We start from the raw sequence: 24,948 nt of genomic DNA on the forward strand, positions 1-24,948 counted from the left end.
GCCTAGAGCTTTGCCGGATGGAGGATTTCGCCAGCCACGGCGCTTGCCGCCGCAACGGCCGGATTGGCCAGATAGACCTCGGATTCGAGGCTGCCCATGCGCCCCCGGAAATTGCGGTTAGTGGTCGCGATGGCGCGCTCGCCCCCCGCAAGGATGCCCATGTGCCCGCCAAGGCACGGACCGCAGGTCGGCGGACCAACCACGCATCCGGCATCCATGAATATGGCGATAAGCCCTTCCTTGAGGGCCTGCCGCCAGATTCCCGGCGTGGCGGGCAGCACGATGCAGCGCACGCTGCGCGCCACCTTGCGCCCCTTGAGCACGGCGGCGGCCTCGCGCATGTCCTCGATGCGGCCGTTGGTGCAGGAGCCGATGACGGCCTGATGCACCTTCACCCCGGTCACGACGGATACAGGCTTCACGTTGTCCGGCAGATGCGGGCAGGCCACCTGCGGCTCCATGCCCGTCACGTCGATGTCCACCACGCGCTCGTAATGCGCGCCGGGATCGGGGACCATTTCCTCGCAACCGCTGCGCCCAGCCGCCTCGGCATAGGCGATGGTCTTTGCGTCCACCGGGAACAGGCCGACCTTGCCGCCCGCCTCGATGGCCATGTTGGCGATGGTCATGCGCCCCTCCACGGACAGCGCATCGATGGCGGGCCCGCCGAATTCGAGGGCGCGGTACAGCGCACCGGCCACGCCAATCTCGCCGATGAGGCGGAGCATGATGTCCTTGCCCTGCACGTAGTTGCCCATCTCGCCATCCACGTTCACGCGGATGGTCGGCGGCACCTTGAACCACGTCTCGCCAAGGGCCATGGCCGCCGCGATGTCCGTGGACCCCATGCCGGTGGCGAACGCGCCAAGACCGCCATAGGTGCAGGTGTGGCTGTCCGCGCCGACGACCACGTCGCCGGGGCCGACGATGCCGAGTTCCGGCAACAGCGCGTGCTCCACGCCCACATTGCCACCCTCGTAGTAATGGGTAATGCGCTGGCGTTCGGCGAAATCGCGCACCACCTTGACCTGCTCGGCAGAGTCAATGTCCTTGTTCGGCGTGAAGTGGTCGCAGACGAGGGCGACACGGTCGCGGTCGAACACGCTCGCCGCGCCCATGGCCCGGAAGGACTTGATGGCCAGCGGAGCCGTGATGTCGTTGGCGAGAACCATGGACACCCGGCAGCGGACGATCTGGCCGTCCTCGCGAATTTCCTCGTTCGTGGCCGCCTGAAGAATCTTGTGGGCTAAGGTGCGGGGCATTCGCTCGTCTCCTCCGTCTTCTTGGCCAAACGGTTCATGGCGTTGATGTAGGCCTTGGCGCTGGCGATGATGATGTCCGGGTCCGCGCCGCGTCCCACGGCGGACCTGCTTCCCTCGCGAATCTTGACCGTCACCTCGCCGAGGGCGTCCGTACCGCCGGAAATGGCGTTGATCTGGAAGCGCTCCAGCGAGGGTTTGAGGCCGATGATCTCGGCGATGGTGTTGAAGGTGGCGTCCACCGGCCCCACGCCGAACTGCGCGAGCTTTCGCTCCTCGCCATTGACGTCGAGGATGACCGCCGCCGTGGCAGGCACGCCGGTGGTTCCGGAATGCACCGTGAGGTGGTTCAACCGGAAACGGTCCGGAATGCGGAACACCTCCTCCAGCACGATGGCTTCGAGGTCCTCATCATAGATGGTCTTCTTGATGTCTGCCAGCCGCTTCATGGCGTCTGCCACGAGGGTCACGTCCTCCTCGCTCAAGCGGTAGCCCAGTTCGTCGAGCTTGCGCTTGATGGCGTGGCGGCCGGAATGCTTGCCAAGCACCATGTCGGTGCCGACACGGCCGACGCTCTCGGGCGTCATGATCTCGTAGGTGCGGCGATCCTTGAGCACGCCGTCCTGATGGATGCCGGACTCATGCGCGAAGGCGTTGGCTCCCGTAACCGCCTTGTTCGGCGGAATGGGCTGGCCGATGATGTGCGAGAGCAGGCGGCAGGCCGGGAACAGCATCTTCGTATCTATGCCGTGCTCCACCTCGAAGAAGTTGCGGCGGGTGTTCAGATTCATCACCACTTCCTCAAGGGCCGCGTTGCCCGCGCGCTCACCAATGCCGGAGAGCGTCACCTCCGCCTGGCGCGCACCGGCGCGAATGGCGGCCATGGTGTTGGCCACGGCGAGGCCGAGGTCGTTGTGGCAATGGACGGAAATGATGGCGCGGTCGATGTTGCGCACGTTGGCCCGCAGGTAGCGGATAAGCTCGGCGAACTCGTCGGGCTGAGCGTAGCCGACGGTGTCCGGAATGTTGACCGTGGTGGCCCCGCAGTCGATGACCGCTTCGGTGATGCGGGCGAGGAAATCCCACTCGGAACGCGAGGCGTCCTCGGCCGAGAACTCGACGTTGGCGGTGTAGCCACAGGCGTGACGTACCGCGCGCTGAGCCATTTCGAGCACCTGCGCAGGCTCCTTCTGGAGCTTGTGCTTCATGTGCAGGGGGCTGGTGGCGATGAAGGTATGGATGCGGGGATGGGCGGCCTCTCTGATGGCCTCCCACGCGCGGTCGATGTCCGAGGGAACGGCCCGGCACAGCCCGGCCACCTGGCACTTCTCGACGCTTCTGGCAATTTCCCGCACGGAGCAGAAATCTCCGTCGCTGGCGGCGGGGAAGCCCGCCTCGATGATGTCGACGCCCATGGATTCGAGCTGTCTAGCGATGCGGAGCTTTTCGAGCTGGTTCATGGTCGCACCGGGAGACTGTTCGCCATCCCTGAGTGTGGTGTCGAATATGAATACGCGATCGGACATGAGTGTGCCTCCTGTCTGCGCTGCGTGCGCCTCATGCGATGATAGGTGAGCCTATCACGATGAAGCACGTTCTGTAAGGATGTGTACGAGCGTTCCAACCGAGGTGCGCATGTGCACCCGGCTTGCCGTAGTCGCTCAGGACGGATTCTCCTCCGTCTGGGCCGGATGAATACGGTGATTCGTTTACGAGAGCTTGCGGGAAGCCTCGCGTAGCGAGCCGGAACGGCGTAGCAACAGCAGGCTGAGGACAGGGCCGGAGACGACGTATCCAAGCATGAACACGAAGCCCAGCACCATGGGTTCGGACGCCACGAGCACGAAGACCAGCGTGGCGGAAACCGCAGAAGAGAAGGGATGCGCCTTGAGGAATCCGTATTCCTTGAAGGACACGTAGCGCACGCGGCTGACCATCAGATAGGACAGCACGTAGGTGAGCACAAGCAGGAAGGACGGCAGGTACTGTCCGTAGTCCTCCATGACATACGGAGCGAACAGCACGAGCGTGGCGATGGTACAGGCCTGCGCGGGAATGGGCAGACCCGTGAAGTACTTTTTGGAGGCCGTGGGAGCGGCGACGTTGAAGCGGGCGAGCCGAAGCGCGCCACAGGCGATAATGAGGAACGCGGCCATGAGACCGAGGCGACCGAAGTCGTGCAGCATCCAGCGATAGGTGAGAATCGCCGGGGTGACGCCAAAGGCCACGAGATCAGCAAGGGAATCGTACTGAACGCCGAAGTCGCTCGACGTGCCGGTGAGGCGGGCAACCTTGCCGTCCAGTCCGTCGCACACAGCGCTGACGAGGATGGCAATGGCGCACGACTCGAAGCGGCCCTCGAAAGCCCACATGATGCCAAGGAAGCCTGCAAAGAGGCTTGCCGTGGTCAGCAGGTTCGGGAGAACATAGACTCCCTTTCGGATGGGCTTCGGCGCTTCGGCGTTCATCGATTCTACCTTTCGGCGTTACTTTTTCCGGGCCAGTACGGTCTGCCCGGCGAAGACGTTGTCACCAACGGCAACACTTGGGTCATAATCCGTGGGCAGATAGACGTCAAGCCTCGACCCGAATTTGATCAAACCATAGCGGCGTCCACGGGCGAGGCTGTCACCCTCCTCGGCCCAGCACACGATGCGCCGCGCGATGAGCCCGGCGATCTGCACCACGGTCCACTGGCGGCCGTCCTCGTCCTCAAGGCCCATGGCAAGGCGCTCGTTGTCCTTGGAGGCCTTGTCGAGCGAGGCGTTGAAAAACTTGCCGGGGATGTAGAGCAAACGGCGCACGGTGCCCGCCACGGGGGCGCGGTTCACGTGGACGTTGAACACGTTCATGAACACGCACACCACCTGACGCTCCTCGCCGGTGATGGGGTCCGCCTCGCGGCCGATCTTGCAGACGCGCCCGTCCGCGGGGGACACGGCAACGCCTTCCTCCTGCGGCACCACGCGCTCCGGATCACGGAAAAAGTGGCCGATGAACGCCGTCACCACGAAGGCCAAAACGGCGGGAATGGTCAACTCGCAAATGGCGAGGACAAGGGTCAGCAGGACGGAAAGCCCGAAGATGGGCATGCCTTCGAGGCTCATTCCGACGGTTGGCTTGTGCATGCGTTCGTTACCTCATGCGTCCCCGAGATCGGGGCAATGGTTAGCGAATTGACGCTCGAAGGATTCGCGGTCCGTGTAGTGGATGGTCCGCAGCCCTAGAGCCTGTGCCCGCCGGATGTGCCCGGCGTGGTCATCGACGAACAGTGTCCGCGACGGCTCGACGCCAAGCGCGGAAAGCATGCCCGTGAATGCCTCGGTATCCTTCTTGGTGTACCCCGTGAGCCACGAATTGTGGACCACGTCGAACTTTCCGTAGAATCCGTGGCGATGTTCCAGTTCTTCCAGCCAGTTGGTCTGGTCGCTCAGGATGGCGACCTTGTACCCGGCCTCGCGCAGCTTGTCCACACGCCGGAACATGTGCTCGCGCAGGACGAAGCGCGAGAGCAACTCGTCACGAAGCGCGTCGTCCGCGCCGGAAATGCCCGTGCGGTCGCGAAATCTGCGCCAGAACTCCGCCTCGTCGATGCGATGCACGGCGTAGCCGTCGCCCCGGATAATGTCCACGGCCGTCTCGGTGACGAATTCCGTATCCTTGCCCGTGCGGTGGGCCATTTCGGCAAGACCGTCAAAGAAGCCCTCATTGGCCAGCACGCCGCCGAAATCGAAAATGACGGCGTCCACTGGCCGTTCACGCCTGATGTCCATTCGGAAATCTCCTGTGCATTGCTATCGTGAAAGGGAAGCGGCACCCATACACATGGCCCCGCCGAATGGCAACGCCATCCTTGCCAGCCACCCCGGCCTGCCGTACGACAGACATGAACCCGAATCCTCAACGCGCAGGCCACGAAACGACCGACACCGGAGCTGCCCATGCCGTGGTACGGACTCGCCCTCCTCGCCGCCCTCTTCACCGCCTCGCAGGCAACGCTCCTGCGCAGGTGGTTCTCGGACCTATCCACCGCGCACATGGCGGCCATACCGCTCGTATGCGGACTCCCCGTCTTCGCGGTGAGCCTCGCTGCCACGCCCGTTCCCGACCTTCAGGACGGCTTCTGGATGGTGTTCTGGATCACACAACCCGTCAACGCCGTGGGCTTCGCCCTGCACATGCGGGCCATTCGCGTCTCGCCCCTGTCGCTGACCATGCCCTACCTCGCCCTCACACCCGCACTGGTCATGCTGACGGGCAGGGCCGTACTCGGCGAAATGCCCAATGCATGGGGCGCACTCGGGGTGCTCTGCATCGCCTGCGGCAGCTACATCCTACACATCGAGCCGGGCCGCGGCGGCGGCGCGCTCGCCCCGCTCAAGGCCTTTGCGCGCGAACCCGGTTCGCGCTGCATGCTCGGCGCGGCAACCATCTACGCCCTCGCCTCGGTTCTCGGCAAAAAGTGCGTACTGCTGTCCTCGCCACAGTTCTTCGCCATGCTCTTCCACACCGTGTTCGCGGCCGCCGGAGTGCTGGCGCTGGCCCTGTGCTGCGGCCTGCCCCTTGCGGCACTGCGGCGGCACCCCGTGGCGGGGCTGTGCTCCGGTCTCTGCTTCGGGGCGGAGGCGCTGGCCCACAACATGGCCATCGCCCTTGCCAAGGCGGCCTACATGATCGCCATCAAGCGCTTCAGCGTGGTGCTCTCGGTCCTCTTCGGACATCTGTTCCTACACGAGCGCAACCTCCGCTCGCGGCTGACGGGCGCGGCGCTCATGTTCGCCGGGGCGGCCATCATCGGCCTCGCCGGAAACTGACGAAAAGCGGCTGACCACGGGCGAATCAACGGAACCATCTTGCCATCGCCCCCTGCGGGTCCTATATTCCGGGTATGGAATACTACCTGTCGGACGACATCACCCCCGCGCCCCCGGCCATCGGCTATCCGGTGCCGGGATCGAACATGACGCTTCTGCCCGGTGGCGAGGTCCACGCCGCGCCCTCGGGCTACGTCACGGTCGAAGGCGGCGGTGAGGTGCGCGTCCCGGGTGGCGGCTACGTCACCGTGGAAGGGGCGGGCGAAGTCCGCATCTACCCCGGCCCGGAAATCTCACCGCAGATCATCGACGCGGCGCACTTCGCCGAGGTCGATACCGGCTACGTCCTCAACGAGGTCGTCTGAACGCAAAGGCCCCCAATTCGGGGGCCTTCCTTATTTGAGAAAACATCAGAACCGCGCGAGGCCGTATTTGCGCCGCAACCGCTCCACCACGTCGATCGACGCGCAGTGTGGCACCACCGGCTCCTTCGGCGCGGGCAGTTCCAGCCCCTCGCAGGCAAAGGGCGTTCCCGCCGCAAGCCTGTTCCACGCATGCACCAGAAGTGCCTCAAGGCTCACCACGTCGGCGGCGTTGTAGGCGAGGAGCGTCTCAAGCACCGCCTCGTCGCCCGTGGCCTGATACTCGTTCCACAAAAGCACCGCGAAGTAGCCGTCCACACCTTCCAACTCGTCGCGCGAGAGGCCAATGGCCTTTTCGCAGCGCTTGAGTCCGCCCGAGAAGCCCAGCTTCTTCAGGACGTAGCGCAGGTCGATGTGCGCCATGGCCAGCTTCATGCCGAAACTGCGCTCGATGAAGGGCACGTCGAAGGTCTTGCCGTTGTAGGTCACCAGCAGCGAATACTTGAGGATCTCGTCCTGAAAATCTTCGAGATTGCGGCCGTGGACGAAGGTCTTCACCTCGCCGTGACCATAGAGGGCAATGCTCGTGATGTGGTCCTCGCCGAAGGTCAGGCCCGTGGTTTCGATGTCGAGATAGGCCGCGTCGTCGCGGAAGGCGCGAAACATGCGCCAGTGCTGGGCGGCGGGCAGGCCGCGCTGGAAATGCAGGGCGTCGTGCGCGGCGAGGCGCTCCATGGAATCCTCGACGTGCTGACGCACCCACGCGGCGCGGTTGCCAAGGAATCTGTCGGCGGAAGGGGAAAGGGCGTCGTCCCAGCTGCGAATGCCGTTCAGCCAGTAGCGCTCCTCGGTTCCCACGCCCACGCGCGGGATATGGCAGAAGGAATGTTCAAGCATGTGCGGTGACCTCGTCTCGTGTTGACCTGCGGCACGAACCTCGCGCCGCAAGGTCTTTCCACATAGCCGAGCCATCCCGCGTTGCCAAGCGAAAGCCCGCACCCGCTTACCCGGCGACAGACGTCGCCACTGCATCACCCGACGAATTCGGTGCGTATTCGTCTGAAAAAATCGAGCAAATAGGCCGCTGGTACGTCCTGCCCGTCCACGCTCATGGCATCCAGACAGGCAACGATATTGCGCCGGGGGGTCAACGTCTCCGCGATGTTCAAAACGAAACGACGCACGCCCTCACCATCGCCGTTGCCGAAACCGAGAGACAGCGACCAGAACCCTTCGTTGCGCGTCCATGCCACGCCAAGCGAGCGCCCGCCGGACGCCCCCCGGCGCACGAGGGCCAAAAGCTTGCGTAGCGTGAAATTCCTGCGCCCACGCCCGCCAACGCCCAAAAACTCGCCGCGTCCGGAACGGATGACCAGCGGCAGCTCCATGAACTGCGTCGGCGGAGTTCGCCCCGCCGCGCCTGCGGTGCCTACGGCGTCAAGCATGGCCTGTTCCAGTTCCCGCTTCTCGCGACGCAAACGCACGATCTGCTCTCGCAGTACCTTCAGCCTGTCGCCCCGCACGTCCTGCGCCCGCTCGCGGCGCAAACGGGCCACCTCACGCCGCAGCGACTCGACCTCACGGTGCAATTCCTCGTTGGCACAGGCGGCATCGCACTGCTCCGCCAGAAGCCCCGTCACCTTTTCAAGCACACCGGCCAGCACGCGGACCAACACCGGAGCATCGGGGCACACCGCGCCGTCCGACCCACCGCCCCGAGCCAGAAGCTCGGCATAGCGCAAGGCCAGACGCCGCTCGATCTCCGAAGCAGGGAGTTGCTCCTCCGACAGGGCGCGAATCTCACGGAAAATTTCAAGCGCGGCTGGTGGATACGACCGCCGCCGCCCATCGTCGACAAAGGGCAGAAACGCGGCGAAGCGATCCTTGTAGGACACGATCGTCGAAGGCGGAATGTCGAGCCTGCGCGCAATCTCCCGCAGGCTCATGCATGTGTGCGCACCCATGCGCGGCCCTCCCGGCATGCGACCAAAAGGTGGACACGTGATGCCGCCCCGGCGAGCCGGACAGCACCACCCACCCTACCTACCACGATTGCGCGGACTGATGAAGTCCAAAGCTCCAGAAAGACCACTGCTGGCCGCGCGTCAGCGCCAGAATCCCCAACGCGGCAGTTGGCGCAGATTGCGGTACACCACCCACACGTAGATGGCGGTGACAAGCCCGAGCACGGCAGGGCCGTCCGGCCACGGTTCCAATGTCAGATACACACCGCAGGCCGTAGCGATGACGATCTTGGGCACCCACCACCAGCGGCCGCACGCGCGCATGAGCCAGCGCACCACGGGGTTGAGTTCCCTGCCGCCCCGCAAAAGGATGCGATTGGTGGACCACACGTCGGCCACCTGAAGTGCAACGAACAACACAAAAAGAATCCAGATCACGCGAACTCCGGGTTAGCCTCGGCCCGCGACGCCCGACGTCCCCCACGGAACGCGGCTCGCAAAGCCCGTCCCCACACCTCGCATGCGCCGGACGCGAAGTCCAGCCACGCGGCATAGCGCCGCATCGCCCTTCGCGCGCTCCGCGCACCAGCACATCCACGGACCGCACCCCACTACGCCGCAACCGGGCATGACGACAGCGAAAACGAAAAACCCCGCGCCGAAGGCGCTACTCCTCCGGCACGGGGCATAAAAAAAGCCACGGCATGTTGCCGTGGCTTTCATAATTGCTGGTGGGCCATCAGGGACTCGAACCCCGAACAAACGGATTAAGAGTCCGCTGCTCTACCAATTGAGCTAATGGCCCGTTCGGGCTTGACGCCATCGCGTCGAAGCGAGGCGCAATTTCCATTTTCCGCCCCGTCTTGTCAATGCCTTTTTTTCATCTTACACAATTTTCATGAGACACACAGCACATGCGCGCCACAGAATCCTTTTCGCGCTCCTCGCAGCCACCCTCCTCACACTCGCACCCGCACTTTCCGCGCATGCCGCGCAGGACCAGCCCGTCACCATGCAATGGGAAGTCTACCACGCCGCCACGGACGACTCCGACATCCTCGCGGTGCTGTGGTTTACCCCGGCGGAGGGCTTCCATGCCTACGCCAACCCCTCCGGCGACACGGGCCTGCCCACCACGCTCACCCTCGCCCCGCTGCCCGACGGAAGCGAGCCGGTGGTGCTGTATCCGCCCGGCACCGAGGAGCGCGACATCTTCGAGAAGGACAAGACCGTCTTCATCCTCGAAGGACGCACGCCCATCTTCGTACACATTCCGCGAAGCGCCACGGGCATGCAGGACGCGGCCCTTGCAGGTTCGCTGCGCATGCTCCTGTGCTCCGCCACGAGTTGCTGGCCCGTGGAACGCACAGTCCGCCTCGATATTGGCACGCTGTCCGCCTCCACCCTGACCCGCGCCGAGGACGCGCCATGGTGGCCCCGCTATCTCGAAGCCGCAGGTTCACGCATGCCGGACGAGCCCTCCCCGTCGCTGACCCTCGCGGCACCGGCAGGGGAATCCCCCCTCTCGGCCCTGCACCTCGAACCGCGCTACACAAATCCGGGGCTTGAGGTCACAGGCCTCGGCAAGGCCGTGCTTCTCGCGCTCATCGCGGGTTTCATCCTCAACTTCATGCCCTGCGTGCTACCGGTGGTGAGTCTCAAAATCTCGGCGCTCATGGGCGGCGCGGGCGAGGCCGACGAAGCGCTTCGCATCCGCCGCTTCCGCGAGCACAACATCTTCTTCTCCCTCGGCATCCTGCTCTATTTCGGACTGCTCGCCGCGCTCTTCAGTTCCCTCGAACTGGCGTGGGGGGAAGTCTTCCAGCACCCGGACATCGTCCTCGGCGCGACGGCGGTGGTCTTCGCCCTGTCGCTCTCGCTGTTCGGCGTGTTCGACCTTCCAGTCATAGACCTCAAGACGGGACAGGGACCGGACAATCCGCGCATGCAGGCGCTCTTCACCGGCATGCTGGCCACGCTCCTCGCCACGCCGTGCAGCGGGCCGTTCCTCGGCGGCGTACTCGGCTGGGTGCTCATGCAGCCGCCGCTGACCATCGCCACGGTCTTCGCCAGCATCGGCCTCGGCATGGCGTCGCCCTTCCTCGCCATGGCCGCACGGCCCGGACTGGCCCGGCGCTTCCCAAGGCCCGGCGCATGGACGGGATACCTCGAAACGGGTGTGGGCCTCTTCCTCGTGGCCACCTGCATCTATCTGCTCGGCATCCTCCCGGAACAGCGGCTGCCCGGCGCACTGGTCTACCTATGGGTCATCGCCGTGGCCGCGTGGATATGGGGCCGCTGGACGAACCTCTCGCAGACGGCCCGCAGACGCTGGAGCATCCGCGCGCTGGCCGTGGCTCTCGTCGTCGCCGCATGGCCGCTCATCATGCGCCCTGCCGAACCGACGCCATGGACCGGCTTCGATGAATCCCGCTTCATGGAGACCCTCGGCACGGCGCCCATTCTTGTCGATTTCACCGCCGAATGGTGCCCGAACTGCAAGGCGCTCGAAAAGACGACCCTCTCGCCCGACAATCTCCGCCGCTGGGCCGAGCGCTGGGACCTGCACCTCGTTCAGGCCGACCTGACCGAGCCGAACCCAGCGGCATCGGCACTGCTCCAGAAGCTCGGCAGCCAGAGCATCCCGGTGGTCGCCATCTTCCCGCCGGGAGAGAACGCCCGCCGCCCCATCGTCCTGCGTGACCTGTTCACGCCAGCCCAGATGGACGAAGCCCTCAAGGACGCCCTCGAAACGCCCTGACGCCCCAGAACGCAAAAAAAGGCGGGGACGCGCCGCAACGCACGTCCCCGCCCTTCATCGAATCATTCGACGAAAATCTAGTCCACGCAGATAATGCCGAAATCGTGACCGGTGATGCTCCGGCCGCCTTCCGGCGTGACCTCAAAGGTATTCTCCACGCCGACCATGCCCACGCCGGGAATGCCGCACTTCGGCTCCACAGCGAGGACCATGCCTTCCTCAAGCGGCATGCGCACCTTGGCGGCAATGGGCGGGAATTCGTCCACCACCAGCCCGATACCGTGCCCCACGAAGGGCACCTTGTTGCCGCCAAGGCCCATGAAGCCGTCGGCAAATCCGACGCGGCGCGCCCAGTCCACGCAGTGGGCGTAGAGTTCCTCGGGCACGGCTCCGGGCTTCATGTTCTCGGCCAGCCACTGCTGCACGTCCGCGCAAAAGGCGTGCGCGCCGCGCATTGCGGGGGTCAAGGCACTCTCGGCCCCGGCGAAATAGACCTGCGTCTTGTCGGTGATATAGCCCTCAAGGCAGAAGCCGATGTCGCAGACCAGCGGCTCGCCCTTTTTCCATATTTTGCCCGCGTAGCCCATGAACGGCACAGCCGGGTGCTCGCCGCGAAGGCCCAGCGGCCCGTTGAACACCGTCGGGTAGTTGCCGCTATCTCCCGCCGACACGTCGCCGAGGAAGCACTCCTCACCGAAATTGCCCATGCGCAGGGGACCGCTGTGCCCCAGTTCGAAGAAGACGTTCCACGCGGCGTGGGACACGTCGCGCTCGCTCATGCCGGGCCGGATGATCTCCGGCAGCACCTTCGTCAGCGCGAAGTCGTGGCGCTCGCCGCACAGGCGCAGCTTGGCCAGTTCCCACGGCGTCTTACGGGCACGGGCCGCAGCGAGGATGCCGTCCCCGGACAGAAGCTCCATGCCGGACAGCGCCTCCTGCAACTTGAGCCCCATGCTCCACGGCAGGGCGCACATATCCACGGCGGCGCAGCCATCGAACACGGCTCCGGCCTCACGCAGGGCAGTCTCCACGTCGCGGTAGCTGCGGAAGGGCAGAATGTGACGCACCGTGGATTCCATCCGCGCGCGCTCAATGCCCTTGCGCACCAGCAGCACAGGCTCGCCCTCCACAGGCAGCCAGAACAGACCGTTCATCCACGAGCCGGACAGCCAGTAAATGGCAAGCCGAGAGCAGACCATGAGGCCGGACGCCGCAGGAGCGGATCGCCGAAGCTCCTCGCGGCAGCGGGCCCAGCGCAGTTCGAGTTCCTCGCGGGGAACGATTTCGATGGCCGTGAACATGTGGTGTCTCCTTCGGGAAGTTTCCCCGTTGCGGGTGCCCCCTCATACGCCAGAACCCGGTGCGTGCGCAACCATGGACACGCACGAGGAATCGGCCCTTGCCCTGATGCGGCGCAGTGGTATACGAACCCCGCCGAGCGCCCAACGTCCGCGCCCAACACCCCGCACATCAACGCACCGCAAGAGGAAGACACATGGATTTCGATTCGCTCTTCAAGGCCCGCGACTATCTGCGCGTGACCAGCCACACGCCCGGCGACCTGCGCATCAAGGTCAATCCGGCCATTCTCTCCACCCCCGGCTTCTCGCAAATGCCGAAGTTCGACACGCTGCCGAACGGCATCGACGACGTGAAGGTCAACATCTTCACCCAGACCCTCACCGTCCGCTACCAGCCCGAGGTCATCGCCCCGGAGTTGCTGGACGAACTGCTCGTCACCACCGATGCCGCACGCGGCAGGGTAATCGTGGACGACCTCCAGCAGCGCCTCGGCGTCACCATCTGCTAGAGCGATCAGGGGGCCGCGACACGGCCCCTTGAAATCCCTCCCCATTCCGATACAGTCCGGGGCATGCCTTCTCGCCCCGTGCCATTCTCCCCGCGCCGACTGCTGCGCCCCCTGTGCGCGACGGCTGCGTGCGCGCTGCTCCTCGGGTGTAGCGCCTCGGACACGTTACGCATGGCACGCATCGCCGCCACCGGCGACGTGGCCGCCGCCCAGAGCATGGCCGCCCACAAGGCCGCCCGCTACGCCACCAACCCCAAGGCCCTCGAAGCCGACATCGCCGCCTTTTCGCGCCGTCTCGCCGCATTCCGCAAGGCCATCGACGACATCTGGGGACCGGACGAACGCCGCGAGCCAACGCCTCGAACCTACGTGAAATATTCCGAGGGCTACAAGGCCCGGGCACTGGTGGACTTCGACGCTGGCACCGTCATCGTGGAAACGCTGGATAGGGAGAATCCCCGCGAAAGCCTGCGGCAGGCAGTGGTGACCACGCTGCTCGCCCCCGGCGACCCGCGCGCCGTGGACCTCTACTCCGCCAGCGAAATCCGCTTTGGCGACACGCCATTCCTCTACAACGAGGTGCTCGACGTGGACGGCAAGCCCATCCGCTGGCAATGGCGCGCAGAGCGCTTCGCGGAGCGGCTGCTGGAAAAGGGCGTGGTCACGCGTTCCATCGGCAAGGGCCGGACCGCGACCCGCGTCAGCTTCCCCCTCGTGCGGGACCATCTCCACATCCGCGCCCGCAAGTACGCCGAACTCGTCGCCGCGCAGAGCAAGCGCTTCGGCGTGAGCCGCAACCTCGTCTACGCCGTCATCAAGACGGAAAGCGACTTCAATCCCTTTGCCACGAGTCCTGCCCCGGCCTTCGGCCTCATGCAGATCGTCCCCAAAAGCGCGGGAGCCGAGGTCAACCGGATGCTCAACGGCTCGCCGCAGCCGCCTTCGCGCGAATTCCTCTTCGAGGCCGCGAACAACATCCGCTACGGCACCGCCTACCTCCACATCCTCGACACCCGGCACCTCGCGCGCATCGAGAATCCCATAAGCCGCGAATACTGCGTCATCGCCGCCTACAACACCGGCGCGGGCAACGTGCTGCGCTCGTTCAGCGCCAACCGCGACACGGCCGTCGCCAGAATCAACGCCCTCACCCCCGCGCAGGTGTTCGACACGCTGCGCGCAAAGCTGCCCTATGCCGAAACCCGGCGCTATCTGATGAAGGTGCTCGACGCGAAGAAGCTCTTCGTCGGGGCCTGAACACCCCGCGCAAGGCCCGCCGCAAGGCCGCGTCGATCGGATGGATGCGGGCTACGCCCCCCGGCGCGGCAGGCGGACGGTCATCCGCGTGCCGACGCTCTCCGAAGAAATCAGCGAAATGTCCCCGCCCAGCGTGCGGGCAATGAGCCGGGCCGAATACGCGCCAAGGCCCGTGTTTTCCTTCTTGCCGAAGGTCACGAATTTCTCGAACAGATTTTCTCGCACCTCTGGCGGCACCACGCCATGGTTGTGCACGCTCACCGTGGAGCCGCCGTTCTCGTCCATGTCCACGGTGACGACTCCGCCGGACGGCGAGGCGTCCACCGCATTCTGCACGAGGTGATAGAGCATGGCCCAGCACAAAAGCGCATCGCCCATGACCATGAATGCCACGCCCGGCGCGTCCTGCTCGCCGCGTATGCGCACCCGCACCCGCACGTTCAGCGCGTCGAGCTGGGGGCCCAGTTCGCGCAGCACCTGACGCATGCTCACGGCAAGGTCCACCGGAGCGGGGGCCAGCTCGTAGGTACCGCGCTCCATGCGGTACACGGCCAGTGACAGATTGATCATGTTGAGCATGGTGTTGCCGGAGTGCTCGATCATGGAAAGGTTATCGCGTTGCTCCTGCGTGAGATTGCCGTCGTCCTTCATGAAGTCCGACATGCCGACGATGATGTTGAGTGGGGACTTGAGGTCGTGGCGGGTGATGCGCTCCACCTCCTCGCGCAGGGCCTCGGCCATCTTACGCTCAGTGATGTCCAGCTCGAAGCCCATGGACGACACGACGCGTCCCTTGACGTCGCGCACCTGCTTGATGCTTTTGGACACCCAGAAGGTCGTGCCGTCCTTGTGGCGGACGAGGCACTCGAAATTGTCCACGAAACCGCGCTCGGCCAGCTCGCGGTGAAGCCTATCGCGCTGGGCATGATCCGCGAAGAGCTCGCGCGGGTCCTTGACCTCCAGCTCCATGTCGTCCGGCGAGGCGAAGCCGTACATGGCGGCAAGGCGCATGTTCACGTGCTCGAAACGCCCGCCCGGTCCGGTCTGGTAGATGCCCACCGGCGCGACCTCGAACAGCGTGCGGAAACGATGCTCCGCCTTCTTGCGATCTTCCCAGTCCGTGATGCCTTGAGTGAGGTCCTCGCCGAACATGTGCACGAGGTCCGGCGGGCAGGACGCGCAGGTGATGCGCAGATGGAGCCGACGCGCGGGCTGCGTGCGCGTGGTGTAGAGCATTTCGCGGCTGATGCGGCCATTCTCGGCAAAGGCACGCTCCAGATCGTCGCACAGGTCGGAGTGGTCGGGATAAAGTTCATGGCAGGTCATGCCGATGAACTCGCCAAGACCGTTGCCGAAAAATTCCATGGCCGCACTATTGAAATCGACGAGCACGAACCCGTCGCCCTCACGCCGCCACGTCACCACCGGCAAAGGACAGCCATTCAGGAGCTTCGCGTACTGCTCCGCGAGAACCGTTCCGTTCGAATTCCGCACATCGGCAGGCGGCGCGGGCGGTCCGGGCAGATGCTCGCCGTTTCGTTCCACGGCGATTTCCGCTCCCGTCCGAGCCTCAAGTGCGATGAGCACCCCCTGCTCCATTTTCGGAGTTCTGGACATCCGGGTCTTCCCCCCCCCAATATCTTGCGACCTACATACCTCAACTCCTTGGAGAACACGGTACCTGCAATTCTCACATCGTGTAGCACGAAAAGCGCACCACGACAAGCCGGAACGCCAATTTCCCGCATTTCCGCATGAATACGGCATACGCAAGGATTGCGAAACAAAATTGAGCACACGCAGACACGGTATTTGTTCGCAACACACTGAACTGCGGCAGGTGCAGGTCGGAAGGCAGCGGGGAAAAGAATGCGCCGCGTCCAGCCCCACACGGAGCATGAACGCGGCGCGTTGCATTCGAAGGAAATGAAGGTCGGCTATTCGAGGAGCGTATAATCCATGCGGCGACGACAGGGCACGAAACCCGCCGAGGTGACGAGCTTGCGCAGTTTGCCTTCCGGCAGGCGGAAATGCACGCCAGCGGCGGCCACCACGTTCTCCTCGATCATGGTCGATCCGAAATCGTTCGCACCCCAGAACAGGGCCAACTGGCCCACCAACGGACCCTGCGTGACCCACGAGGCCTGCACGTTGTCGATGTTGTCGAGGTACAGGCGCGAGAGGGCCAACGTCTTGAGGTATGCTTCGCTGGACACCTCGGGCCGCGGCAGGCGCGTGTTCTCGGGCTGGAAGGTCCACGGGATAAAGGCCGTGAAGCCGCCGGTCTCGTCCTGAAGGGAACGGATTCGCTCAAGGTGCTCCACGCGCTCGGCAAGGGTCTCGCCCTGTCCGAACATCATGGTGGCGGTGGTCCGCAGGCCCTGCCTGTGGGCCTCGCGCATCACCTCCAGCCACTGGTCCGCCGTGGCCTTGCGCGGAGAGACATCCTGCCGCACGCGGTCCACGAGAATCTCGGCACCGCCGCCGGGGATGGAGTCCAGCCCGGCGGCCACGAGCCGACGGATGACCTCACCGTGGCCAAGGCCGCTTTCCTGCCCGAGATACCAGATCTCCGAGGGCGAAAAGCCGTGCACGGCCACCTGCGGAAACTCGGCCTTGAGAAAGCGCAGCATGTCCTCGTAGAAGGCCATGTCGAGATCGGGGTGCATGCCGCCCTGAAGCAGTATCTGATAGCCACCGAGTTCGACGGTCTCGCGGACCTTGGCGGCCAGCTCCTCGCGGGTGAGCACATAACCGCCCTCGTCGCCCGGGGCGCGGAAGAACGCGCAAAATTTGCACCCGGAGATGCAGACGTTGGTATAGTTGATATTGCGGTCGACGATGTAGGTCACTCTGCTGTCGGGATGCATCTCCATGCGCCGTTCGTGGGCCATCCTGCCCAGGCTGAAGACGTTTTCCCGTTCGTACAGCTCTATGGCCGCCTCCGGAGTCAGGCGTTCCGACATGTTGTCCCCCCTCCAGGGTTGCTTGACGATTACTGCGATTTCACGGACAACTAGTGCCCGGCCGCGCCGACCTTGGCGCATCCGGCATTTTTTCGCAACCATGGAGTTCGCGCCCCATGCTTCTCGACAACGAAATGAAGAACCTGCTCGCCCGAGTCCGGACCATCGCCGTACTCGGAGCCAAGGACAAGCCCGGCCAGCCTGTGGACATGGTCGGGCGCTACCTCATCGCCGCAGGGTTCACGGTCTTCCCCGTGCACCCGAAACGAAACGGCGTATGGGGGTTGCCCACGTTCAGAACGCTGGCCGACATTCCGGAGCCGATAGACCTCGTGGATGTCTTCCGCGCCCCGGAACACTGTGCGGACCACGCACGCGAATGCGCGGCGCTCGCGCATGCTCCGCTGGCCTTCTGGATGCAGTCCGGCATCACATGCCCGCAGGCCTTCGAAATACTCAAGGACACGCCGACCGTCGTGGTGCAGGATGCCTGCCTGATGGTCGAGCACAGGAGACTTCTTGGATGACAGGGAACGTCAGGGCGTTCGAATGCCGCATGTGCGGCCACTGCTGCAAGGGTGAAGGCGGTATCGTCATGGCCACCAAAGATCAGAAGCGTCTTGCCGAGCATCTCGGTCTCGACCTGCCCGACTTTCTCGCCCGCTACACCAGAACCTCCGGCGGCAAGGTGCTCCTCGTCACCGGCGGGGACGAATACTGTATCTTCTTCCGGCAGGGCGTCGGCTGCGGCGTCCATCCCGGCCGCCCGGACATCTGTCGGGCATGGCCGTTCTTCAAGGGGAATCTCATCGACGAATTGAGCTGGAGGATGGTACAGGAATACTGTCCCGGCATTCGCCCCGAAGCCGGGCACGAGGAATTCCGCCGTCAGGGACTCGAATACCTCAAGGGCCTCGCCCTTGAGGACGATCCGGATACCGCGCCCGAAGCGCTTCTTCATCTTCCCGACTGAACCGAAACCACTCCGGGGGCCGCGTGAACGTCCGCGAATGCTATTCCTTTCTCCGCCTCAAGCCGGGTGCCGGGTTGCAGGAGGTCAAGACCGCCTACCGCAAGCGGGCCTTTGAACTCCACCCGGATCTCCACCCCGGCAATCCCGATGCCGCAGCGGAATTCCAGAAGCTCAACGAGGCCTACGTCATCCTGACCGAGGCGCTCAAGGACGAACGCGGTGCCCCCCGGCAGTCACGCAGGCCCGAGGCCGACGCCAAGGCGAAGACCTCCCGCGAGGAAGGCGCGCGCCGCTACAAGGCACAGGCCGATCGCAAGCCCGGCCCCACCCCGCCGCCCGGTCCCGAGGCCACCACGACCCGGCGCGAGGCCGAGCCGACCGGCGGCTTCACCTTCGGCAAGGAGGACGTTCTCCGCAACATCCTAAACGACCCCTTCGCCCGCAAGGTCTTCGAAGACATCTACCGCCAGATCAGGAAAAGCGGCACGGCACCGTCGCACACGGCAACCGTGAAAAACCGCAGCCTCAGCCTGCGGCTCGGCTCGGCAGAGCTCAACCTGAACCTCAACGGCGGTCCACTCACGTGGCTGAAGAACTGGGTCAAGGGCCAGATGGACGACGAACAGACCGTGCATCTGCTGCCCAGCCAGCTTTTGCCCGGCTGCATCGTCCGGCTCCAGATTCGGCGAGGCTTCTCGTCGCGCCCGATCACAGTCGAGGTGCCGCTACCGCCAGACTTCGTCGCGGGCAGGCCACTACGTCTGCGCGGACTGGGGCGCAAGCTCGGCCCCCTCAAGGGGGATCTCTACCTGCGATTGGTAGCGCGCTGACGGTACGCCCGTCAGCGGCCGAAAAAAACGTCCTGTCACTTCAGACGGTTCCAATCTTATCCACAGGAAAACAAAAAAAGATTTGAAATCGCGCGTTTTCCATGCGAGGGAAGCGGGCACACCCGCCCGCCGCACGCACCGAGCGGGTCTGCGGGCTGAACAACGCAAAGGAGGGTGAAGAATGGCCGAAACGATCGAGGAAATCACGATCAACTGGGAAGACGAGGACGGCCGACTGGTCGTCAAGGAATTGAAGAAGGAAGTCCTGACCAAGGGGTCCTGGACAACCATCGTCTTCCTGTATCAGGAAATGGACAAGCGCACCGAGGAATACAAGGCCCCGAAGATTCGCGTGGGCCGGTACCAGAAGCGCGGCGGCCACTACACGCTGCAGTCCAAGTTCAACATATCCTCTGCAAAGCAGGCGAGCCAGCTGGTGGACATCCTGTCCGGCTGGCTCCCCGAAATGGATAACGCCTAGAAACGCTGGCCCGGCTAGTAGTCGGCAGCATTCCGCTGAGGGTTGGGGTGCGCGGTCCAGTATTCGCAGGACCCGCACGCCTCGGTGGGACAATCCGCCCTCGCGACGTCGGCGGACGTCGCGGGATGATAGCGGCACAGTCCCTCGACTTCACAGAGGATTTCCTTGCCCTCCGGAGGCAGCCAGTACAGACAACGGGCACAGAGTTTTCGCATTGTTCCCCCACATGCCGGACCGTTCGCTTTCGCGGGCGGTCCGGTCTTTTTTGGCGTCTAGAAGAGCCTGTCCAGAATCAGATGCGAGAGGTAGCCGAGCACGGCGGCCGCGTAGAACGGAACGAGCACCACGGCCGCGGTTCCGAAGAACCACGCGGGCAGAAGCACTATCGGAAGCGGCACGACGAGCATGGCCCACCACGTGTGCGTCCAGCCGCGGTGGTGTCCCACGGCGGGAAGCATGGCAACGAAACCGAGAATCGCCGCCCATCGGTACTTGCCGAACCACATGAGCGTCAGGTCCGCAAGTACGAGGATGGCGTAGAACAGGCGCTGGCCCTTGGAATCGGTATCCACGTCCGGAAACAGGGACGCAAGGATCGCCACAGCCATGAGCGCCACGCCCATCACGGGCTCCGGCCCCCATGCCGGAAGCCACAGGGCCAGAGACAGCCAGGCACCGCCAGCGGTGAGCGTTCCGCCGACAACGTGCCCCTGATACCCCGGCACTAGGCGACTGCCTCTGTGGGCAGCACGCGCCGTGCATGCATGGCTGTTTCGCGATTCCAGTTCATATCGATATTTTCCCCGCCGCACGCGGCGGTCGGGCGGAACTATGTACCCCTCCGGGCGCGCAAAGACAAGCGCGTCGGCTCCGTTGCATTTTGGCCTACGCGAGCAACCCACGGATTTCCATATGGATACGGCGATTCACGCCACCTCGCGCCGCAAATGAAAAGACGGCCCGGCCACAGGGGCCGAGCCGTCCGAAACAGGCGATGAAAGCGCCAGCGCCTACATGACGTCGCTGGCGTCGAGATGGTTGATCTGCTCGTCGATGGCGCGCTTGAGCGCGACGGGGAGGCCTTCCATGTCCACGTTCAGGAAGCCCCGAACGATGGTAGAAGTCGCTTCGTCCTCGTCGAGTCCGCGAGCCTGAAGGTATTCGATCTCTTCCTGCGCGATCTTGCCCACTGCGGCCTCGTGGGACAACTCCACACCCTCAAGGTGACCATCCAGCTCGGGAATGGCGTGAATGCGGCCATTACCGAGGATGAGGCCCTTGCATTCGAGGTGACCGCGCGCGGGAACGGCCTTGGCGGAGATGCAGCCAGGGGCGATGATGGTGCCGCCGGTGGTCATGGTCCGCGCGATGATCTCGCCACGGGTATTCGGGGCGTTCAGGTTCAGCACGCCGCCGGAATTCACGTAGGAGCCCTTGGGCGCCACGATGACGGAGTTGAGACGGGCACGCGCACCCTCGCCGTCAAGATCGATGACAGGGCTGGACTGGAGGTTGCCCACGGGCTTCATGAGCACGTAGTTGTTCTGGAACTCGCCTCCGGCAAGGATACGGCCGCTGGTGCGCGGGCGCACCACGACTTCCTCGCCCCAGTTATGGATCATGGTGAAGGTCAGCTTGGCGTTGCGACCGATGTAGAATTCGGAAATGCCGAGGTGGGCGGCGGCCTCCTCGGGGCTGGACACGGCGCAGCCGGTGATGAGGTGCAGCTCAGAATCGTCCTCGACGATCACGATATTGTGCACGTTCTGGCCCACGCGCTGGCCCTTGAGGAACAGGCAGGACTGGACCGGCGCGGTGATTTTCGCGCCCTTCTCGGTACGGATGAAGTAGCCGCCGTGAAGGTTCTCGCGAGCGGAGCGGGTGAATTCGTCCTTGTCAGGGTCCACAAGCTGCCAGAAGTGCTGGGGCAGGCCGTCGTACTTCTTCAGAGCGGCCTTGATGCCCAGAAGCTCCACACCGGGCTGGGTGACGCTACAGTGCACGCCGCTGTGGTTCAGATGCAGGAAGCTGCCGGCACGATTGGTCTCGTCGACATCCACGCCCGCCATGAGCAGCCGCTCTTTGTCCGCATTGTCCAGTGTCCGCAGATCCTCGATGGCCGTGGATTCGGCACCGGAAAACGAGAACTCGGAAAGGTTGACGTCTTTCATATGTCTCTCCGCAATGGCGTTGTCGTTATTTGGTCAGGCAGCGCACGCATTCCTGATAGCCGTACTTGCCCACGTGCTCCAGGATATCCCGGGGGCGGGCTTCGCAGCACAGGTGGCCGTTGTACATGACCTGACCGCGGTCGGCGTTGATGTAATCGAGAATGTACCCGGTATGGGTGATGATAAGCCCGGAAGTCTTGCGACCGGACTTGAGTTCCTTCATCGACTTCTCGGGATGGGGCACAACGAATCCGTCGAGGAGCTTGCGCGCGGTCTTGCCGATGAGGACCATGTTCTCGAGGTCCACGCCGGATTCCGGCTCGTCGAAGAGCACGAGGTCCGGCGACTGCGCCATGAGCTGAAGCAGCTCGGAGCGCTTGATCTCGCCGCCGGAGAACCCGGCGTTGATGTCGCGTTCGAGGAAGTTGGTGAAATTGACCCGTTCGGCCAGCTCGTCCACCGGAACGGTGCCGTTCTTACCGTGGAGTGCGCACATCTCGACAAGGTGCCGCGTCTTGAGGCCGTGAATGGTCGGCGGGCGCTGAAAGGACATGCCGAGGCCAAGGCGTGCGCGCTCGTGAATGGGCGCGTAGGTGATGTCGTGTCCCTTGAAGAGAATCCTGCCGCCGGTGATCGTGTAGTTTCCAAAACCCATGAGGGTCATGAGCAAGGTCGTCTTGCCGGAGCCGTTGGGGCCGAACAGGATGAACGTCTCGCCCTCGGCGATGTGCAGGTTGATGCCCTTGAGCACCTCCTTCTCGCCGATATTCACGTGGAGATCTTCGATTTTCAGCATATCGCGGTTCCTTTCGGTGGTTTCTCGCCACGGCGCACTGGACCGAAGCGCACCAAAGTCATAATCGGAATTTGAGAAAAGTCCACTCCGGAACGCAGTTCGTCATCTGCGACGGAAGGTGGAAACGCTGGTGGGATCGCCCTCGGGGATGCGGCAGAAGTAGCAGCGCCCCTTGCGGCGGAAGAACGGCAGCAGGAGCATCCCGGCCAGGAACCCGCCTGCGTGGGCCCACCAGGCGATGCCCCCGCCATGCTCGGGGGATATGGCCGAAAAGACTCCCGAGAAGAACTGGCTGAGGAACCACACGCCCAGATAGGCCAGCGCGGGCACCTCGATGATGAAGGGAATGATGATAATGGGAATGACGGTAATGACCCGCGCATGCGGGTACAGCAGGAAATACGCGCCCATCACGCCCGCTATCGCCCCGCTGGCCCCCACCACGGGAACCGGCGATGCGAGGTTGAAGGCCATATGCGCGCCAAGTGCGGCCAGCCCGCTCAACAGATAAAACATGAGGAACCGCAGCGGTCCCATCACGTCCTCAATGTTGTCGGCGAATATCCACAGCGTCCACATGTTGACGATGAAATGCATCCAACTGCCATGCAGGAACATGTAGGACACGAAGGCATACGCGCCGAACGGCGGATAGCCCATGCTCGCGGCGGAGACGGGGTCCGAGAACCGGGCCGGAACGACGCCCAGCGTGTGAAACAGCAGGGCGACGTCCCGGTCCGGCATGGAGACGGTGATGAGAAAGACGATGGAGTTCGCGACAATGAGTGCCCAGACCGCATACGGCCTGTGTACCCTCGGGATGTTGTCGCGAATGGGAAACATGGCCTACCCGGCTCCCCACAGCGCCGCGATGCGCGCGCGGACCTCGGCCTCGCGCCGGGCGTGCTCGCCTTCGAGACGGGCGAGGAGCGCATCGGCCTCACGGTCGAGATCGTCAAGGGTTCCGGAATTGTCGACAACTTCGGCGCAGCGGCTCAACTTGTCCGCCTCGGACCACTGCCACGACTCGATGAGCGCGATGGTGGCATCGTCCCACCCACGCGCCATAAGCCGCCCTCTGCGCACGTCCTCGGGGCAACGCACGCCAACGGCGATGTCCGCCTGCTCGTTCTGCACGTCCGCACCGCCCTCGACGAGAAGCGGCACTTCCGCCACGGCGACAGTCGCCCCCGTATGGGCGTCCCAGAACGCGTTCAGGCGGTGATCCACCAGCGGATGCACGATACCCTCAAGCTCCTTGCGAAATTCTGCGGACTCGCGCATGGACGCAAGCACCCGCGCCTTGTTCACGGGACCGCCGTCCGGGGCGAACTCGGCACCGAAGCGACGCCGGATGAGCACCCAGCCGTCCTCGCCCTCGGCGTACAGCTCGCGGACAACGGCATCGGCGCTGAACAGCGGCACGCCGCGCCGTTCGAGCATCGCGCTCAGGGCGGACTTGCCGCAGCCGGGCATGCCCACGATGCCGACGCGCAGCGTGGTTCGGGCCAGATGGAACATGAGGCGACGGAAATCCTCGGGCGGAGCCTGCATGAAATCCAGCCGCTCGCCGGTTTCCGGATGTTCGAAGCCCAGCCGCCACGCGTGCAGCATCTGCCGGGGCGCTAGGGCCGGGTCGCACCCCGTCTCGCGCAGCCACTGCTTGTGCTGGCGCGCTCCGTAGACCTCGTCGCCCATCAGCGGATGGCCAATGTGCGCCATGTGCACGCGAATCTGATGCGTGCGGCCCGTGAAGATGCGCACCCGCACGAGGCTTGCGCGGCGGTCCGGGCTGGACCACAGCACTTCCCACGCGGTGCGCGCCTCGCGCCCGCCCTTCTCGGTCACGGCCATGCGGGTCTTGTGCCGCGGATCGCGGCCGATGGGCGCTTCGATCTCGCCATGGGACGCGCGAGACGTCGAGCACGGCACGCCATGCACCACGGCGAGATAGTGCTTCTCCACCCGGCGCTCGGCGAAGTCTTCGGACAAATCGAGGCGGGTGCCCTCGTCCAGCGCCACCAGAATGAGCCCGGAGGTGTCCTTGTCGATGCGATGGACAATGCCCGGACGCTCCCCTTCCATGTCGAGCATGCCGGGGTAGTGGTGCACCAGTCGGTGGACCAGCGTGTTCTCCGTCTGAGTCGGCGCGGGATGCACGGTGAGTCCGGCGGGCTTGTTGAGCACCACGAGGCTCTCGTCCTCGTACACGACATCGAGATCGCCCTCCTCGGGCGTCAGGTCGCCACCGGGAAGGTCAACGAGCAGAGAGACGGACTCCCCGCCTTCCAGCACAAGCCGGGGCTTGGTCGTCACGCATCCGTCCACGGTCGCCTTGCCGGCCTTGATAAGCCCCTGCAATTTGCTGCGGGACAGCCCGCTCTCGCGCAGTTCCCCGGCGAGGAAGACATCCAGCCGTTCTCCGGCCATGCCCTCGGGCACCACCGCATTCCATACGCCACCGCTCGTGGCGGATTCGTCAAATATCGCTTCGTGTGTCATGT

General features: G+C 64.4%; 26 protein-coding genes and 1 tRNA gene. 9 read left to right on the plus strand and 18 right to left on the minus strand.

From position 1 onward, the window contains the following. Positions 1–2: 2 nt before the first annotated feature. The 5 genes from leuC to GGQ74_RS04895 form a co-directional block, all read right to left on the minus strand. Positions 3–1,262, minus strand: coding sequence for a 3-isopropylmalate dehydratase large subunit (gene leuC / locus GGQ74_RS04875; protein ID WP_167940387.1), 1,260 nt, complete (start codon positions 1,260–1,262; stop codon positions 3–5). Next, positions 1,247–2,785 carry a 2-isopropylmalate synthase gene (locus tag GGQ74_RS04880; protein ID WP_167940388.1) on the minus strand — a complete coding sequence of 513 codons (1,539 nt, stop codon included), beginning with the start codon at positions 2,783–2,785 and terminating at the stop codon, positions 1,247–1,249. The genes leuC and GGQ74_RS04880 overlap by 16 nt, the downstream gene beginning before the upstream one ends. Positions 2,786–2,968: 183 nt before the next feature. Then, positions 2,969–3,727, minus strand: a complete 759-nt coding sequence (pssA, locus tag GGQ74_RS04885; RefSeq protein WP_167940389.1) for a CDP-diacylglycerol--serine O-phosphatidyltransferase — start codon at positions 3,725–3,727, stop codon at positions 2,969–2,971. 18 nt (positions 3,728–3,745) lie between these two features. Continuing rightward, positions 3,746–4,387, minus strand: coding sequence for a phosphatidylserine decarboxylase family protein (locus GGQ74_RS04890; protein ID WP_167940390.1), 642 nt, complete (start codon positions 4,385–4,387; stop codon positions 3,746–3,748). A gap of 12 nt (positions 4,388–4,399) precedes the next feature. Beyond that, the gene (locus GGQ74_RS04895) at positions 4,400–5,032 is read right to left on the minus strand and encodes an HAD family hydrolase (protein ID WP_167940391.1); all 633 of its coding nucleotides are present in this window, start codon (positions 5,030–5,032) and stop codon (positions 4,400–4,402) included. 168 nt (positions 5,033–5,200) lie between these two features. Between GGQ74_RS04895 and GGQ74_RS04900 the strand changes: the two genes are divergently transcribed. Together GGQ74_RS04900 and GGQ74_RS04905 are read left to right on the plus strand one after the other, a co-directional pair. Continuing rightward, a complete protein-coding gene (locus GGQ74_RS04900; protein WP_167940392.1) occupies positions 5,201–6,073 on the plus strand; it encodes an EamA family transporter in 873 nt (290 codons plus the stop codon). 74 nt (positions 6,074–6,147) lie between these two features. Next, positions 6,148–6,438 (plus strand): hypothetical protein, encoded by a 291-nt coding sequence (locus GGQ74_RS04905; protein ID WP_167940393.1) that lies wholly within the window; start codon positions 6,148–6,150, stop codon positions 6,436–6,438. Between the two features lie 45 nt (positions 6,439–6,483). Here the strand turns inward: GGQ74_RS04905 and GGQ74_RS04910 are convergent, their stop codons facing one another. The 4 genes from GGQ74_RS04910 to GGQ74_RS04925 all read right to left on the minus strand — a co-directional run bounded on the left by GGQ74_RS04910 (position 6,484) and on the right by GGQ74_RS04925 (position 9,204). Next, positions 6,484–7,332 carry a ribonuclease H-like domain-containing protein gene (locus GGQ74_RS04910; protein WP_167940394.1) on the minus strand — a complete coding sequence of 283 codons (849 nt, stop codon included), beginning with the start codon at positions 7,330–7,332 and terminating at the stop codon, positions 6,484–6,486. A gap of 134 nt (positions 7,333–7,466) precedes the next feature. Further along, positions 7,467–8,399: a MerR family transcriptional regulator gene (locus GGQ74_RS04915; RefSeq protein WP_167940395.1), complete on the minus strand. Its 933-nt coding sequence runs from the start codon at positions 8,397–8,399 to the stop codon at positions 7,467–7,469. A gap of 141 nt (positions 8,400–8,540) precedes the next feature. Next, on the minus strand, positions 8,541–8,837 hold the full coding sequence (locus GGQ74_RS04920) for a DUF5658 family protein (protein WP_167940396.1): 297 nt from the start codon (positions 8,835–8,837) through the stop codon (positions 8,541–8,543). 291 nt (positions 8,838–9,128) lie between these two features. Continuing rightward, positions 9,129–9,204 (minus strand) — tRNA-Lys (locus tag GGQ74_RS04925). A gap of 93 nt (positions 9,205–9,297) precedes the next feature. Here GGQ74_RS04925 and GGQ74_RS04930 point away from each other — a divergent pair. Then, positions 9,298–11,160 carry a protein-disulfide reductase DsbD family protein gene (locus tag GGQ74_RS04930; RefSeq protein WP_167940397.1) on the plus strand — a complete coding sequence of 621 codons (1,863 nt, stop codon included), beginning with the start codon at positions 9,298–9,300 and terminating at the stop codon, positions 11,158–11,160. Between the two features lie 77 nt (positions 11,161–11,237). Here GGQ74_RS04930 and GGQ74_RS04935 read toward each other — a convergent pair whose 3' ends face one another. Then, on the minus strand, positions 11,238–12,461 hold the full coding sequence (locus GGQ74_RS04935) for a M24 family metallopeptidase (protein ID WP_167940398.1): 1,224 nt from the start codon (positions 12,459–12,461) through the stop codon (positions 11,238–11,240). A gap of 194 nt (positions 12,462–12,655) precedes the next feature. Between GGQ74_RS04935 and GGQ74_RS04940 the strand changes: the two genes are divergently transcribed. Together GGQ74_RS04940 and GGQ74_RS04945 are read left to right on the plus strand one after the other, a co-directional pair. Further along, positions 12,656–12,970: a hypothetical protein gene (locus tag GGQ74_RS04940; RefSeq protein ID WP_167940399.1), complete on the plus strand. Its 315-nt coding sequence runs from the start codon at positions 12,656–12,658 to the stop codon at positions 12,968–12,970. A 171-nt stretch (positions 12,971–13,141) separates the two neighbouring features. After that, on the plus strand, positions 13,142–14,227 hold the full coding sequence (locus GGQ74_RS04945; protein ID WP_245168123.1) for a murein transglycosylase domain-containing protein: 1,086 nt from the start codon (positions 13,142–13,144) through the stop codon (positions 14,225–14,227). Between the two features lie 51 nt (positions 14,228–14,278). Here GGQ74_RS04945 and GGQ74_RS04950 read toward each other — a convergent pair whose 3' ends face one another. Together GGQ74_RS04950 and mqnC are read right to left on the minus strand one after the other, a co-directional pair. After that, positions 14,279–15,844 (minus strand): PAS domain-containing sensor histidine kinase, encoded by a 1,566-nt coding sequence (locus tag GGQ74_RS04950; RefSeq protein WP_167940401.1) that lies wholly within the window; start codon positions 15,842–15,844, stop codon positions 14,279–14,281. A gap of 320 nt (positions 15,845–16,164) precedes the next feature. After that, entirely contained in the window at positions 16,165–17,193 is a 1,029-nt protein-coding gene (gene mqnC / locus GGQ74_RS04955; protein WP_167940402.1) for a cyclic dehypoxanthinyl futalosine synthase, read from the minus strand. A 116-nt stretch (positions 17,194–17,309) separates the two neighbouring features. Between mqnC and GGQ74_RS04960 the strand changes: the two genes are divergently transcribed. From GGQ74_RS04960 to GGQ74_RS04975, 4 genes are all read left to right on the plus strand, one after another. Further along, positions 17,310–17,720 (plus strand): CoA-binding protein, encoded by a 411-nt coding sequence (locus GGQ74_RS04960; RefSeq protein WP_167940403.1) that lies wholly within the window; start codon positions 17,310–17,312, stop codon positions 17,718–17,720. Continuing rightward, positions 17,717–18,166, plus strand: coding sequence for a YkgJ family cysteine cluster protein (locus tag GGQ74_RS04965; RefSeq protein WP_167940404.1), 450 nt, complete (start codon positions 17,717–17,719; stop codon positions 18,164–18,166). The genes GGQ74_RS04960 and GGQ74_RS04965 overlap by 4 nt, the downstream gene beginning before the upstream one ends. Positions 18,167–18,189: 23 nt before the next feature. Next, positions 18,190–18,996, plus strand: a complete 807-nt coding sequence (locus GGQ74_RS04970; protein WP_167940405.1) for a DnaJ domain-containing protein — start codon at positions 18,190–18,192, stop codon at positions 18,994–18,996. A gap of 181 nt (positions 18,997–19,177) precedes the next feature. Next, entirely contained in the window at positions 19,178–19,477 is a 300-nt protein-coding gene (locus GGQ74_RS04975) for a hypothetical protein (protein WP_167940406.1), read from the plus strand. Between the two features lie 14 nt (positions 19,478–19,491). On the opposite strand, the gene GGQ74_RS04980 is transcribed toward GGQ74_RS04975, so the two are convergent. The 6 genes from GGQ74_RS04980 to coaE all read right to left on the minus strand — a co-directional run bounded on the left by GGQ74_RS04980 (position 19,492) and on the right by coaE (position 24,946). After that, complete coding sequence (locus tag GGQ74_RS04980) at positions 19,492–19,692, minus strand: hypothetical protein (RefSeq protein WP_167940407.1); 201 nt, start codon at positions 19,690–19,692, stop codon at positions 19,492–19,494. A gap of 57 nt (positions 19,693–19,749) precedes the next feature. Continuing rightward, a complete protein-coding gene (locus tag GGQ74_RS04985) occupies positions 19,750–20,202 on the minus strand; it encodes a metal-dependent hydrolase (RefSeq protein ID WP_167940408.1) in 453 nt (150 codons plus the stop codon). Positions 20,203–20,487: 285 nt separating this feature from the next. Further along, a complete protein-coding gene (locus GGQ74_RS04990) occupies positions 20,488–21,648 on the minus strand; it encodes a SufB/SufD family protein (RefSeq protein WP_167940409.1) in 1,161 nt (386 codons plus the stop codon). A gap of 25 nt (positions 21,649–21,673) precedes the next feature. Further along, positions 21,674–22,444 (minus strand): ABC transporter ATP-binding protein, encoded by a 771-nt coding sequence (locus GGQ74_RS04995; protein ID WP_167940410.1) that lies wholly within the window; start codon positions 22,442–22,444, stop codon positions 21,674–21,676. A gap of 102 nt (positions 22,445–22,546) precedes the next feature. Further along, a complete protein-coding gene (locus tag GGQ74_RS05000) occupies positions 22,547–23,287 on the minus strand; it encodes a rhomboid family intramembrane serine protease (protein ID WP_167940411.1) in 741 nt (246 codons plus the stop codon). 3 nt (positions 23,288–23,290) lie between these two features. After that, positions 23,291–24,946, minus strand: coding sequence for a dephospho-CoA kinase (gene coaE / locus GGQ74_RS05005; protein ID WP_167940412.1), 1,656 nt, complete (start codon positions 24,944–24,946; stop codon positions 23,291–23,293). Positions 24,947–24,948 lie beyond the last annotated feature (2 nt).

Origin of the sequence: Desulfobaculum xiamenense, assembly GCF_011927665.1 — a bacterium.
GTDB lineage: Bacteria > Desulfobacterota > Desulfovibrionia > Desulfovibrionales > Desulfovibrionaceae > Desulfobaculum > Desulfobaculum xiamenense.